The sequence below is a fragment of the Parasediminibacterium schistidii genome, from assembly GCF_046546515.1.
Lineage (GTDB): Bacteria > Bacteroidota > Bacteroidia > Chitinophagales > Chitinophagaceae > Parasediminibacterium.
Window position 1 is genome coordinate 1 of record NZ_JBKHKJ010000054.1, and the last position, 13,502, is coordinate 13,502.

General features: G+C 38.4%; 9 protein-coding genes. 2 read left to right on the forward strand and 7 right to left on the reverse strand.

The annotated features are described in order from the left end of the window. Positions 1 to 1,476, forward strand: a 1,476-nt coding sequence (locus ACHFIY_RS18505; protein ID WP_410847614.1) for a hypothetical protein, incomplete at its 5' end; no start/stop codon positions are given. 76 nt (positions 1,477 to 1,552) lie between these two features. On the opposite strand, the gene ACHFIY_RS18510 is transcribed toward ACHFIY_RS18505, so the two are convergent. The 6 genes from ACHFIY_RS18510 to ACHFIY_RS18535 all read right to left on the reverse strand — a co-directional run bounded on the left by ACHFIY_RS18510 (position 1,553) and on the right by ACHFIY_RS18535 (position 11,239). Next, complete coding sequence (locus ACHFIY_RS18510; RefSeq protein ID WP_410847615.1) at positions 1,553 to 2,542, reverse strand: aspartate-semialdehyde dehydrogenase; 990 nt, start codon at positions 2,540 to 2,542, stop codon at positions 1,553 to 1,555. Between the two features lie 451 nt (positions 2,543 to 2,993). Next, complete coding sequence (locus ACHFIY_RS18515) at positions 2,994 to 4,109, reverse strand: acyltransferase family protein (protein WP_410847616.1); 1,116 nt, start codon at positions 4,107 to 4,109, stop codon at positions 2,994 to 2,996. 197 nt (positions 4,110 to 4,306) lie between these two features. Continuing rightward, positions 4,307 to 7,645, reverse strand: coding sequence for a translation initiation factor IF-2 (gene infB, locus ACHFIY_RS18520; protein ID WP_410847617.1), 3,339 nt, complete (start codon positions 7,643 to 7,645; stop codon positions 4,307 to 4,309). 164 nt (positions 7,646 to 7,809) lie between these two features. Next, positions 7,810 to 9,063 carry a transcription termination factor NusA gene (gene nusA, locus ACHFIY_RS18525; RefSeq protein ID WP_410847618.1) on the reverse strand — a complete coding sequence of 418 codons (1,254 nt, stop codon included), beginning with the start codon at positions 9,061 to 9,063 and terminating at the stop codon, positions 7,810 to 7,812. A 33-nt stretch (positions 9,064 to 9,096) separates the two neighbouring features. Beyond that, positions 9,097 to 9,552 carry an LSm family protein gene (locus ACHFIY_RS18530; RefSeq protein ID WP_410847619.1) on the reverse strand — a complete coding sequence of 152 codons (456 nt, stop codon included), beginning with the start codon at positions 9,550 to 9,552 and terminating at the stop codon, positions 9,097 to 9,099. Positions 9,553 to 10,483: 931 nt separating this feature from the next. Beyond that, positions 10,484 to 11,239 (reverse strand): porin family protein, encoded by a 756-nt coding sequence (locus ACHFIY_RS18535; RefSeq protein WP_410847620.1) that lies wholly within the window; start codon positions 11,237 to 11,239, stop codon positions 10,484 to 10,486. An 89-nt stretch (positions 11,240 to 11,328) separates the two neighbouring features. Between ACHFIY_RS18535 and ACHFIY_RS18540 the strand changes: the two genes are divergently transcribed. Continuing rightward, complete coding sequence (locus ACHFIY_RS18540) at positions 11,329 to 11,559, forward strand: 4a-hydroxytetrahydrobiopterin dehydratase (RefSeq protein WP_410847621.1); 231 nt, start codon at positions 11,329 to 11,331, stop codon at positions 11,557 to 11,559. Between the two features lie 152 nt (positions 11,560 to 11,711). Here ACHFIY_RS18540 and ACHFIY_RS18545 read toward each other — a convergent pair whose 3' ends face one another. After that, positions 11,712 to 13,232, reverse strand: coding sequence for a S41 family peptidase (locus tag ACHFIY_RS18545; RefSeq protein WP_410847622.1), 1,521 nt, complete (start codon positions 13,230 to 13,232; stop codon positions 11,712 to 11,714). Positions 13,233 to 13,502 lie beyond the last annotated feature (270 nt).

Sequence of the window (13,502 nt, forward strand, 5' to 3'; positions counted from 1 at the left end):
AATTTGTTTGTTGCCGAGAAAATTAAGATTTTATTCGATTCCAGCGAGAACACGCTGGTAACGCTGGGTACTACTTTCCCCACGCTGGTTTTTTTGACATCACTTATATTTACCCCATTTGGCTATCTTTTTGCGCCAATATTGGCTTCCATAGCTTTGTCGGTAACACTTTACTATACCTTGCTAAGCGATTTTAGAGAAACGTCAAAGCTGCCTCCATTTATTTATATACCACTTGTTTCGTTATTGTTTGTGTTGCATCCTGGCATTATTTACGCTGCTATTTCTGGAAGGGGCGTTGCTGCTATTATGTTGTTTTTTTATTTTACTTTCCGCAGCCTGTTCCGTTACTACAAAACGCAAACAACTTTTTATTTGTCTATGGCAAGTATTTACCTAACCTGCCTTGTTTTTTGTGATTTTAATTTTATTTGGCTGCTTTTGGCTTTTTTCCCATTTATAGTTTTGGTTTCTTTAGAGGGGTTAAAGATTAATAAAATACAAGCACCTGTTACCCAATATTTCGAATCGGTAAACAATGTTTCGCAAAGGCGCAAACTTACTAACCGTGCAATTGCTATATATATAGTATTGTTTTTGCTGCCATTAGGAGCCTTGTTTTTGTTTGGCTACCTAAATGATACCCATGCTGGTATTTCTACCTATTTTTTGCATAGCCAATATGCAAACTGGCATGTAATGGGGGATATACCTTTGGGGCAAGTAGTAGGTAGAAAAGGCACGAATGCCGGGTTTCAATCGCAAATTTTATTTCAGTTTTACGTTTTATTTTTGAATCCGTTGCTCATTCTTGCTTTTCTTTATTTTAAAGGCAAGTTGTATGAGTTGTTTACCTTGATAGCCCCGTTTATTTTAATGGGCATACTTATTATCAACATGCAATTTTATTTCATGGTTGAGTATTACCTTCTTTTTTTAATATTGGCTTTGGTAGGGCTTTCTTTTTATGCAGGCAAGCAATTTACAAAAAAAGCTACTTGGTTTATCGTATTTACAGTAGGGCTGCTAAATGTGTTTACTGGTATTTTCTATTTTAAGCGCACAGACGATTTGGAGGAAAAAAAGTTTTTCTCTGTGCTGAGGCATTATAAGTCGTGGTTAAAAGAAAAAAATAATAGTGAAGATTTTCAAGTAGCCGAATTTATTGCATCAATAGCAAATGTTAATAATAAAGTATTAATTGATGACGCTGCCGCTTTTCAAATTGTCGCACATTTAAAGTCGTTAGAAGGGGTAGAACTGCCCTTGAACAAAAGTTTTGGCACTATTATCGAAAACCCAATTATTGGTGTACGATATATGTGCGTTGCAAAGAATACAAATCCGTTGCGTAATTTCACGGTTTTAAATGCCTATAACCTAGATCAAATGCAAATCCGTGGCCAGTTTGCTTCGCAGGTAATGTTTGAAACGCCTAACTGGGCTGTGTATAGATTGTATGCAATAGAAAACTAAGAGTTAAGTAAATAAAAAGGTTGCCACTATTATAAGGGCAACCTTTTATTATTCATCCACTTCACACAAAACTAACTCACAATAAGCCTTTGCTTAATAAATATTCAGCAATTTGAACAGCGTTGGTAGCAGCACCCTTACGTAGGTTGTCGCTTACCACCCACATATTCAAGGTATTTGCCTGAGACTCATCCCTACGGATACGGCCTACAAATACCTCGTCTTTTTCATGTGCCCACAATGGCATTGGGTACAGTTGTTCAGCATCATTTTGTTGTACAATAATGCCTGGTGCTTCTGATAATAGTTGGATTACTTCTGCTAAGTCGAAATCGTTGGCAAATTCTACATTCACGCTTTCGCTATGCCCACCAACAACAGGGATACGTACAGTGGTAGCCGTTACTTTAATGGAATCATCCTGCATAATTTTGCAAGTTTCTTTCACCATTTTCATTTCTTCCTTGGTGTAGCCATTGTCTAAGAATACATCAATCTGAGGGATAACATTCAGGTCTATTCGGTATTTGTATGCCATAGTGCCTTCAATACCTTTTCGCTCATTAAACAATTGGTCAACCGCTTGTTTACCAGTACCAGTAACACTTTGGTACGTGCTAACAACTACCCTTTTAATGGTATATTTTTTATGCAAAGGCTGTAAGGCTACCACCATTTGGATAGTGCTACAGTTAGGGTTTGCAATTATTTTATCATCTTTTGTCAACACCTCAGCATTTACTTCTGGAACTACCAGTTTTTTGGTAGGATCCATACGCCATGCACTGCTATTGTCAATAACTGTAATGCCCGCTTCTGCATACTTAGGTGCCCACTCTAAAGAAGTACCTCCACCAGCAGAGAAAATGGCTACAGCAGGCTTAGCTGCAATCCCATCAGCCATGCTTACTACTTTGTACTTCTTTCCTTTAAAGTCGACTTCTTTACCTACAGAACGCTCTGAAGCTACTGGTACTACTTCAGTTACAGGGAAACCCCTTTCTGCCAATACTTCCAACATTTTTGTGCCTACTAAGCCAGTGGCTCCTACTACGGCTACTTTCATTGTTTAGTGTCTCCTCAATTGCTGTGTTTGCAGCATTTTTTTATTGATGAATAATTGATAAACTGGTAAAAACAAAACAGCCTCCCCAAGTTGGGAAGGCTGCTTCTATATTTTGTAATACACAAACAATTATACCTTCCCGATTGAGAATAGCTTAATTGTCTTCGTATTTTTTATTGTTATCATTGAGGGGCGAATTTAGGAACTTTATTGCTATAAAAAAAATTTGAACTGCAATTTTATTTCTACATATCACATTGACAAATGTGCAGTAGGCTAAAAAAATTAGATGAAAGGATAAATAGAATTAAATTTCTCTTACATCTTTAGCTCATTTAGGGGTATAAAAAATTAAATGCCTAAATTACGTATGTTGCCATTCTTTTCCTTGTTTAAAGCAATATAGATTCTTTTATGCCTAATATTAGCACCTAAGCCATAGCCCCCTTTTTTATTTTATTTTCTTCATTAAAAATTTCCCTAGCGCAATTGATGGCTTTTCTAAAACATGAAACATTAGGTAAGACATAATGAGCAATAGAAAAAAAACAGGTAACACTTTTACAGCTGTAAATTGATAAAACAACGGGATTTTATTTAAAAAATTGTACATGAAATAAAGTAGGGGTTGGTGTAGTAAATAAAAACTATAGCTACATAGGCCCACAAAGCCAAGTGATTTATCTACAAAAGTCATCTTATTGACCCTTCTAGTTTTCAAATATCCAGCAAATACAAAGAACCAAAATGAAGTTACAAAATACATTGTCAGATGGCTAGTATATATAAAGGACTTAGATAAGATTGTTAAGAGGGCAAATAAAATAACCAATCCCGTGCTGTTTTTGGTAAGTAGCGTTTTGTTGTTATACCTTTCTGCAAGAAACGCACCCCCGACCCATACGAACCATAACTTTAATGGGGATAAATCAAAAGTTGGAGACTTAAAAAATGCTACTTTTTCCTGCAATATCAAGCCAGTTAAAAAAAAGCAAATTGACATTGACAATAGAAGATAAAAAACATTTTTAATTCCTATTTTTTTGCGCAAATAAATAATAATTGGATATAAAATATACAATTGCATTTCGAGAGCTAAACTCCAAAAAGAAGGGTTTATTCCAAAAAAAAACTTACTACGTAAATTATGTATTAATAATGCATGCAATACAAAGTCTAGCTTTCCTTCCGCTAATAAGAAGTAACTAATCCCTTTGGTACCTAAGTAGAAAGTAAGGAAGACAATAAAATACGGAGGATAAATCCGCCAAAACCTCCTACTGTAAAATGACAAAATTTGGAAGTTGGTGCTATTTTGCAAATAACCATAATGAATTAAAAAACCACTTATTAAGAGAAACAACTCAACACCAGACCACCCAAAAGAAATTGGTGAAAATGTGCTAATTATTTCATACAAATCATGAACGGCAATTATTCCATTTGCATTATATTTTTTTACTTCTGGAATAGTTGCAATACATAATTGTGAATGGTATAGAAAAACAGAAAGAAGCGCAATGCCTCGCAAACTATCAATTTTACTAATGTGATTACTTTTAAGCATCAACAAGGAATTTTATGTTACTTAGACCAATTAACTTATTCTCTAATTAACAACAAAGCCGTTGTCACAACTGTGCAAACGGCTTTATCATTAATTAGGCTTAATTTTAAGTGATTTTGGAAATTCTATTAGTAGTAATACTTGAAATAGTACCCTGTTAGCCCTATAAGCAATAGTATAAATATTAAATATACTACCTACAAAGTCCTTTTCACTTCTTCTTCTTCATAAGCAATGATGGTGTCATTAGCATTCAGGTCGATAAAACCTTTCACGGTCAAACCACACTCATAGCCATTGTTCACTTCTTTTACATCGTCTTTAAAGCGTTTCAAGCTGCCCAGTTCTGCAAAGCCACCTTCCTGCCGTGGGTAAACAAGGATACCATCCCTGAACACACGTATTTTATGGTCGCGTTTCACCTTGCCTTCCTGTACATAACAACCTGCAACGGTAATCTTATCAAATTTATACACTTCCCTTATTTCCACTGTGGCAACTTCTTTCTCTTCTACTTTAGGTTCCAACATGCCTTCCATCGCACTGCGAATTTCGTCAATAGCAGTGTAAATGATAGAGTACATTTTTACTTGTACGCCTTCGTTATCAGCGAGTTTATTCGCTTGTGATGAAGGTCGTACATTAAAGCCTACAATAATAGCATCCGATGCTGCTGCCAACAATATATCGCTTTCGGAAATCTGGCCTACTGCTTTGTGAACTATGCGGATGGCAATTTCTTGGTTGGATAGTTTTTGTAATGAATCGCTCAATGCCTCTACAGAGCCATCCACGTCGCCCTTAATGATGATGTTCAGCTCTTTAAAGTTGCCCAAAGCCAAACGACGGCCAATTTCATCAAGCGTGATATGTTTCCTAGCCCTAAGACCTTGTTCACGGGAGATTTGTGCACGCTTGGTGGCTATATCTTTTGCTTCGCTTTCATCTGTATATATCTTGAATTTTTCACCTGCTTGCGGCGCACCATTCAAGCCTAGTATTACTACCGGGGTAGAAGGCGGTGCTTCTTCAACACGTTGGTTACGTTCGTTGAACATGGCTTTTACACGACCATAATACTGCCCAGAAACCATCAGGTCGCCTTGGCGTAATGTGCCGTTCTGTACAAGTAGGGTAGCTACATAGCCACGCCCTTTGTCTAGCGATGCTTCTATGATAGATCCGGTAGCTTCCTTGGTAGGATTGGCTTTTACATCTAATAATTCAGCTTCGAGCAATATTTTTTCGAGAAGTAAATCTACATTCTCTCCTTTCTTGGCAGACAATTCTTGACTTTGGAATTTCCCCCCCCAGCTTTCAACCAGTATATTCATACCAGCCAATTGCTCGTATATTTTTTGAGGATTAGCCCCGTCTTTATCTATTTTGTTTACCGCAAATATCATTGGCACACCAGCCGCTTGTGCGTGGCTAATGGCTTCCTTGGTCTGCGGCATCACGGCATCGTCTGCCGCTACTACTATCACAGCAACGTCCGTTACCTTGGCACCCCTTGCCCGCATGGCCGTAAAGGCTTCGTGGCCCGGGGTATCTAGAAATGTAATGGCCTTGCCGTTTGGCAAGGTAACTTCATAAGCACCAATGTGCTGGGTAATGCCCCCTGCTTCACCGGCAACCACATTGGCACTTCGGATATAATCTAGCAATGATGTTTTACCATGATCCACATGGCCCATGATGGTAACGATAGGAGGGCGAGTTTCAGATGCTGCTGCATCTTCTTCTTCCTCTTCTTCATCCATTTCATCTATATCATCTACGCCTATAAACTCAACTTCAAAGTCAAATTCACTAGCTACTAGTTCTATTACTTCTGCATCTAGGCGTTGGTTGATGCTTACCATGATGCCAAGACCCATACACTTACCAATAACATCGGCAAAGCTTACGTCCATCAGGTTGGCCAACTCACTCACGGTTACAAATTCTGTTACCTGTAGTTTATTATCATCCCCTTCGCCATCGCCCATTGCTTCGGCAGCTTCTTCTCGTTTGGCACGACGGTATTTAGCTTTGAGGCTCTTGCCACGGCCACCACCACCAGCAAGTTTCGCTTGGGTTTCCTTAATCTTGTCTTGTATTTCTTTGGCATCTATTTCTTTGTCGTCCCTGCGTATCGCTGGCCTGTTGCCACTGGTGCCGCCTCTGTTAAAACCACCACCGCCTTGAGCCCCACCACTGCGGCCACCTCCTCCGCCACGGTTATCTCTGTTAAAGCCGCCACCGCCACTGCCTTGGAATCCACCGCCACGGTTGTTAGCAGGTACAATAGGTCTGCTATTGCCTGTTGTTGATGGTGCAGCCGGGGTTTGTTGATGAGGAGCAGTTCTATTATCCCGGTTAAACCCACCGCCTGTATTAGGCTGTTGAGAGCCACGGTTTTGAAAATTGCCACCACCCTGTACATTTACATTTGGCTGGTTATGGTGTGGATGCCCACCGCCAACGCGCCTGTTGTCAACAGGGATGCGTTTCCTTTTCTTCCTTTCTTCTGCGCTTAGTTGCTTTGGCCTTGTATCGCTGTCAACAGGCAATTCAATTTTGCCAAGAATTTTCGGTCCAGTCAGTTTTTCTGCTTGGATATTCTCAATTATTGGGGCATCATCTTCTTTTGCCGTAGAAAGCTCTGCCACTTCTACAACAGGGGTGGATGGTACAATAGTAGTAACTATTTTAGCAACAACTGCTTCTGCTACTGGCAAAATAGGCTGTATTGGATTTTCTACTTCGTTTACTGCAACTGAGGCAGGTGGCACTGGTGTGTTGTTTACTACTGGTATAGCAACTGAATCAACTGCTACTGGCCATACAGAAGTAGGGGTTACAGGGATATTTGTTACTACAGGTGTAGATGTATTGTTATCAATATCTTCGTTGGATTCGTCTTTTTTAGTAAAAGACTTGCGTGGCCTGGTAGAAGAGTCAATGGAAGATAAGTCTATTTTATCTAATATCTTGGGGCCTTCTAGCTCAGGGGCATCAATTTTTGTGATTAATGGGGCAGTTTCTGCAACAATTGCAGAAGGCGATGGTTCAGCCTCTTTTACTGGTTCAAAAACTGTTGGCATTACTACCGCTTCCACTTTTTGAACTTCCACAGGTGCTGGCGGTGGAGGAGGTGCTGGTGCTACAATTACTGGCCCAGCAACTATCGGCGGTGCAATAGCAAATATCACAGGGGCAGCAGGCTGCTCGGCAGGCACATTAACTACTTCGGCAGGTTTAGGCTCTGCTTTTTTATCCTCGCGCCTAAAAGTAATTTCTTCCTCATCCCTTTTTTTCCGTTCTGTTTGCTGGCTCTTAGGTATTTCTACAAGGTCGGCCTTGTTTTTTGCCTGTTTATCGCTATGGAATTCTGCTTGCAAAGCATAATACATCTGCTCTGTAAGCTTTGTAGCAGGCTTCAGGTCGTCCTTGTTAAATCCTTTTTTGGCTAAAAAGTCCACAAGGGTATCTTGCCCTACATTAAACTCTGTAGCCGCGGCCAACAATCTTGGTAATTTCAATTCTGACATTCAGTGTTGTTTAATCCACGGGTTCTTTAAAAATTAAAAAAGAACCCTTTGTATTTGTTTGTGATGAGAAAATTTTTATACTTAATTACATTCTATGGTTGTTTAAAGGGTTAATTCACTAATCCAGCACAAAGTAACCTATTACTTGCCAATAATTCAAAAGGTTATTCTTCTTCCCTTTCAAATTCTTCTTTCAGTACCTTAATTACATCTGCAATCGTTTCTTTTTCCAAGTCTGTGCGCCTTTCCAATTCACCAGGTGTCAAAGACAATACGCTTCGGGCGGTGTCGCAGCCCACACGTTTAAATTCGTCAATAATCCATGGTTCTATTTCATCTATAAATTCATCCAAGTCAATATCAAACTCGTTTGTTTGTTCTTCATCTTCCCTGAAAACATCTATTTCGTAGCCCGTCAATTCACAGGCCAATTTAATATTCACTCCCCTGCGGCCAATGGCAAGCGATACCTGGTCTGCTTTTAAATAGGCATCTACTTGTTTCTTTTCCTCGTCAATTTTCATGTAGCTGATTTTTGCCGGGGTAAGCGAGCGTTGTATTAGTAACTGAATATTGGTAGTGTAATTGATTACGTCGATATTCTCATTCTTCAACTCACGCACTATACCGTGTATTCTGCTGCCTTTCATGCCCACGCAAGCTCCAACAGGGTCTATCCTGTCGTCATAGCTTTCAACGGCTACTTTTGCCCTTTCACCTGGGTCTCTTACAATTTTCTTTATGGCAATAAGGCCGTCATAAATTTCAGGCACTTCTATTTCCAATAGCTTGGCTAGGAACAATGGACTTGTCCTAGATAATATGATAACAGGGTTGTTGTTCTTAGTGTCTACCCTAGCTATTACAGCCCTAGCATTTTCGCCTTTCTTGAAATAATCCTGTGCAATTTGTTCCGATTTTGGCAAAATCAATTCATTGCCTTCCTCGTCTAGCAACAATACTTCTTTTTTCCAAACCTGGTAAACCTCGGCGGATATTATTTCGCCAATCCTATCGCCATATTTTTTTATAAGTACGTTCTTTTTCAAATCGCTGATACGGCTGGCAAGGGTTTGTTTGGCAGCCAAGATGGCGCGCCTTCCAAAGTCTAGCATATCCACCTCTTCATACAATTCTTCCCCAATTTCAAAATCGGGTTCTATTTTAATTGCGTCTGAATACCCTACTTCTTCCAAAGGATCCATCACGTCTTCATCAGCAACAATCATCCGGCGGCGGATAATTTCCAAATCCCCTTTTTCAGCATTTACAATCACGTCAAAATTTTCGTCGCTGCCATACTTTTTCCTTAGCAATGTTTTAAAAACATCTTCTACCACCTTCATCATGGTGGGGCGATCTAATTTTTCAGCATCTTTAAAATCCTGAAATGCGTCTATTAAGTTTATACTTGCCATAATCTAAAAAATCTTTTTTTCAATTTGCCGCTTTTAAAATTTAATTTGTACAGTAGTGGTTTTTATATTGTTGAAAGGGATAACCAATTGTTGCACAATTGCTTTTTTGCCTTTGCCTTCAGTGTGTTCTACAATAATGTCTGTTTCCGCTACTGTCAATAGCTTACCTATCTTCTGTGTACCATCTGTAAAAACAACTTCAACATCCCTGCCTATATTTTTTGTGTACTGCCTATGCAGTTTCAATGGCTCGGTAATGCCTGGGCTTGATACTTCTAGGCCAAAATTGCCTTCGGGGTAAATGCCCGATTCCTCAATTTGGCCATATAGCTGCCTGCTGATACGCACGCATGCATCTATTGGTAAACCCTGATCTCCATCAACAAATACTTTTATATTGTTGATGGGCTTAATTTTTACATCAACCAAAAACAGTTCCGGCTTATCGGCTATAATTTCCCCAATCCATCCTATTATTTTATCTGTCATGCGGTGCGGCTATATGTATAAAGCAGAAGGGAACGGTATCCGTTCCCTTCTGCATCTATTTCTGAATGCAAATGTATAGTAAACAATGGGTATCTTCCAAATAAAAGAAAATGTACTATCCAGATATTTTTTTCGCCACAAAGACTCAAAGTGGCACAAAGCAAAGAAAGAAGCTACTTTAGATAATCTAATACCCTTACCTAGTTTTCTTTGTGCTTCTTTTCTATTTCTGCCTTTGTGGAAAAAAAGCACATAAACAATCTGGTAAATTAAAAAAAATTGGCCCCGATAAAAATCGGAGCCGCAACCAAAACTAACTGCTTATGAGAAAAAATTTAATTTCTATGTTGTTATAAACTTATATACGCAAACTCGATGCCAAAAGTTTTTTTCGTGAACTACACTGTTTATTGGGCAACTAATTTGGTAACTTTTAAAAAGATGCCAAATTTTTCATGGCAATTTCCATAAAAAAATTGGCCCCGATAAAAATCGGAGCCGCAACCAAAACTAACTGCTTATGAGAAAAAATTTAATTTCTATGTTGTTATAAACTTATATATGCAAAGTCGATGCCAAAAGTTTTTTTTCGTGAACTACTCTGTTTATTGGACAACTAATTTGCTAACTATTAAAAAGTTGCCAAATTTTTCATGGCAAGTTCCTAAAAAAAATTGGCTCCGATGAAAATCGGAGCCGCAACCAAAACTAACTGCTTATGAGAAAAATTTTAATTTTTTTTGTTGTTGTTATAACAGATATTACAAACTCGATGCCAAAAAAAATCCTAATTGTTAATTATTTGTTGCTGTTGTTTTTTATTGAAACAAAGAACTTTATGCCTGCCTTACTTATTGAGTACGTTGCAAATGTAAAAAGGTTGTTTTATAAATTTATTACCGTTCAACCCTTTTTTTAGTTTTATGGATAGTTACTTATATATATGCACCAAATATCCCAATGCCAATGTTGCGGCTTTTGTTTTATTCTGACCATCACCTTTGTTTTCTTGGATATCTACTAATCCAAAATTGCTGCCCGCAGTAAAAAAAAACTCCCCAAAACTATTTTTCAGGGTCATGCCAAAGCCAGCTTGTACCCCAAAGTTTAGCGGGGTTAACCGGTCAGAGAGATCTTTTTCTTGTGTTAAATTGAGTTTTAGCCCGTTAAAAAGGGCATTGGTATGTGCTGCATCGGTATATATTTTAACAAGCCCGGGTGCCGAAATATTTATTTTGCTGCGTATCAAAATACCAGCAAAAATACCCCCATTGACAAAAAAGTTGAATCTGTCGGCTTCATACATATAATATTTAAGCATATACGGTATTTCTATGTAGTGTATTCGTATTTTGGTGTAAAAGTCTGCATACAAGTGGTCTGATGACGTAATTCCTATGGGATAAACGCTTTTTGGTATTACTTGACCGCCATTCTTAATAATACTAATAGTGGCATAATTAACTTCGTTTAAAAGGGACCATTTTTTTGACAAGCCCGTTTCCAATACAATGCCACAATAAGGGGACAGCGTGGTTTTGTAACCATCTATTACTGGGTTGCCGCTATTGATTTGCAAGCCGGGTATGCCTATTCCACCCTTTACGCCAAGCGATAGCCTGCCTTGGGCATCTAATTTGCTACTATAAACACAAATGATAAGTAAAAAGGGCAGGATATATTTCATTGAATGTAAAAATATGACTATTTGACAGTGTTATTATAAAAGTAGCTGCAAAACCCCGATTATTAAAAATCTAATTTAAAATTAAAAAAATGTGGACACATAAAAATAACCAATTACATAAGAAGTTTGAGTTTGAAAATTTTTCAGAAGCTTTTGCTTTCATGACAAGGGTAGCACTGGAGGCAGAAAAACTAAACCACCACCCTTTATGGACAAATGTATATAACCAAGTAGATATTTGGCTAAACACACATGATGCAGGCGATATTGTTACCGACAAAGACCATAAACTGGCAAAAAAAATAGATGCGCTTTTGTAGAAAAAATACAGCATTAAAAGCATTCAGGCATTAAATATGTGGTTAATGTTCATCACATATTATCCATAAAGGCACTAAAGCACGAAGTAGCACAAAGAGGGGAAAATTATATACATCTTCTTTTTTCCTTTTAATTCTTTGTACCTGAAACGCTATTTCTTTAGATATGCATCAATCAAAGCTTTCACTGTTGCAAGCTTTAAGTCAATCCCATTTTTAATAGCTGTGCTTGATGGGTTCAAATACATATCTGGCCACACGCCCCTTCCATTTTTTGCTCTAGTGCTGTCCATCACTAGCCTAAACATGGGCATGATAACTTGCAGCTTGCTGTTTGGCAAAATGATAGTAGGCATATACATGGCCGTATTGCCATAATACCCACCGCCACTTTCTTCGCCCACTATGGTTACGTTTTTTTGCCCTTTAACTGCCGAGGCAAACATTGTAGCCGCTGAAAAAGTATAGCCACCCTGTATTATGTATATATGCCCATTGAAATGATGGTTGGTTTTGGGGTAATAAAAATGGTGTTCCCCACGCCTATTGTGGTAGCGGCCATCTGCCATTTTGTGGCTGCCAAAATGTGCTGAAAACCAATATTTCAATGCCTCTTTTACATAATAAGGGTGCTTTACAGATTGGGTAATAGCCGCAAGCGTGTCGCCATTTTTAAATGCCTTGTTTATAAGGTATTTTGTAAGTAGGTTTCTGTTGCTTACATAGCCGCCTGTATTTTCCCGTAGGTCTATAATTAAGTTTTGACATTTAATACTATGTAGGGCTTTAAACGATTTGCGGAAAAATTTCCCCAAATGCCCCTCGGAAAAGGTAGCCAGCTGCATATACCCCGTGCTGTTTGCAGTGTCTATGCTTAGTGAACGCTTCCTAAGCATTGCCGCTATTTTTCTTTGCTTCCTAGTAGGTTTCTTTACAACTACAATATGCTTAGATGTATCTTTTAAAAGTTGAATCGGTTTCTTTTTTGCAGTAGTATCTCTTTCTGGCGTGTAATTAACTATAGTTGCCTGTGTTCGCTTGCTATCAGGGCCAATGTAAGTAATGCAATAGCTGCTATCAAGCCCCCAGGTTTGTTTATATATTGTAGGGAAATTTCCACTAATTATTTGGCTTTTAAAATTGTAGGCATAGCCATCGCTGCTCAGCAGTTGGAACATGCTGTCTAATATTTCTTTGTTGCCCCTGCCATTTATGCTGGTGATAATAGTACCCCTTTTAAAAATGGTGTCCTTTGGGTTGTAGCTGCCAAGCGCCACCATGCTGTCGCCCCAGGTTTTGATGCTCAAAGGGAATTGTGGGTAGCGGTGTTTTTCTGCCAGCTTGGTATAGTTGGCTGAGAAACGCACTGCTGTGTGTCCGCAGTGTATTTTGCTGATGCAAAAAGCTGCCTTGTTCCTGAAAGCGGTTTCAGGCAATGAGTCGGTGATGCTGTTATAGGCAGTATTAAAATAATAATCTATAGAATCTTTGTGCATGTACCAGTAAAGGCTAGGGTGGTTGGCTTCCAGTATTGTTTGCAGCAACCGTATGTCTTCCCTTAACTGTGGTGCCGATGTTTTTTGGTTGAAATGATAATTTGGTATTTTAGTGGAAATGCAGGAAGCAAATAAGGAAAATAGTAGTATAAGGACAGGATTGTTATTTTTCTTCATTAAATCTCTTTTTATCAACTACTAGACGCTTTGTGAAGTTTTTTTCATCTTAGCCATTTTTCTATCAACTCCGGAGTATAACCCCTCTCTTCCCAAATAGTGCCTGCTTTATTTATTACTTTTTTTTGCAAAATATCCTGCCAGCATTCTTCATATTTCTATTAAATCTCCTTCTGGTATAGTGTGGCTAAATAATTCCAGAAACAAAAGCTGCATATTGCTACATGATGTTTTATCAATTAATACATTTATTAAATGATTTAATCTTAC

What these genes read in the sequence shown, in the direction of transcription:
- ACHFIY_RS18510 (WP_410847615.1), bottom strand. Translation starts at nt 2,542, where the DNA reads ATGAAAGTAGCCGTAGTAGGAGCCACTGGCTTAGTAGGCACAAAAATG.
- ACHFIY_RS18515 (WP_410847616.1), bottom strand. Translation starts at nt 4,109, where the DNA reads ATGCTTAAAAGTAATCACATTAGTAAAATTGATAGTTTGCGAGGCATT.
- infB (WP_410847617.1), bottom strand. Translation starts at nt 7,645, where the DNA reads ATGTCAGAATTGAAATTACCAAGATTGTTGGCCGCGGCTACAGAGTTT.
- nusA (WP_410847618.1), bottom strand. Translation starts at nt 9,063, where the DNA reads ATGGCAAGTATAAACTTAATAGACGCATTTCAGGATTTTAAAGATGCT.
- ACHFIY_RS18530 (WP_410847619.1), bottom strand. Translation starts at nt 9,552, where the DNA reads ATGACAGATAAAATAATAGGATGGATTGGGGAAATTATAGCCGATAAG.
- ACHFIY_RS18535 (WP_410847620.1), bottom strand. Translation starts at nt 11,239, where the DNA reads ATGAAATATATCCTGCCCTTTTTACTTATCATTTGTGTTTATAGTAGC.
- ACHFIY_RS18540 (WP_410847621.1), top strand. Translation starts at nt 11,329, where the DNA reads ATGTGGACACATAAAAATAACCAATTACATAAGAAGTTTGAGTTTGAA.
- ACHFIY_RS18545 (WP_410847622.1), bottom strand. Translation starts at nt 13,232, where the DNA reads ATGAAGAAAAATAACAATCCTGTCCTTATACTACTATTTTCCTTATTT.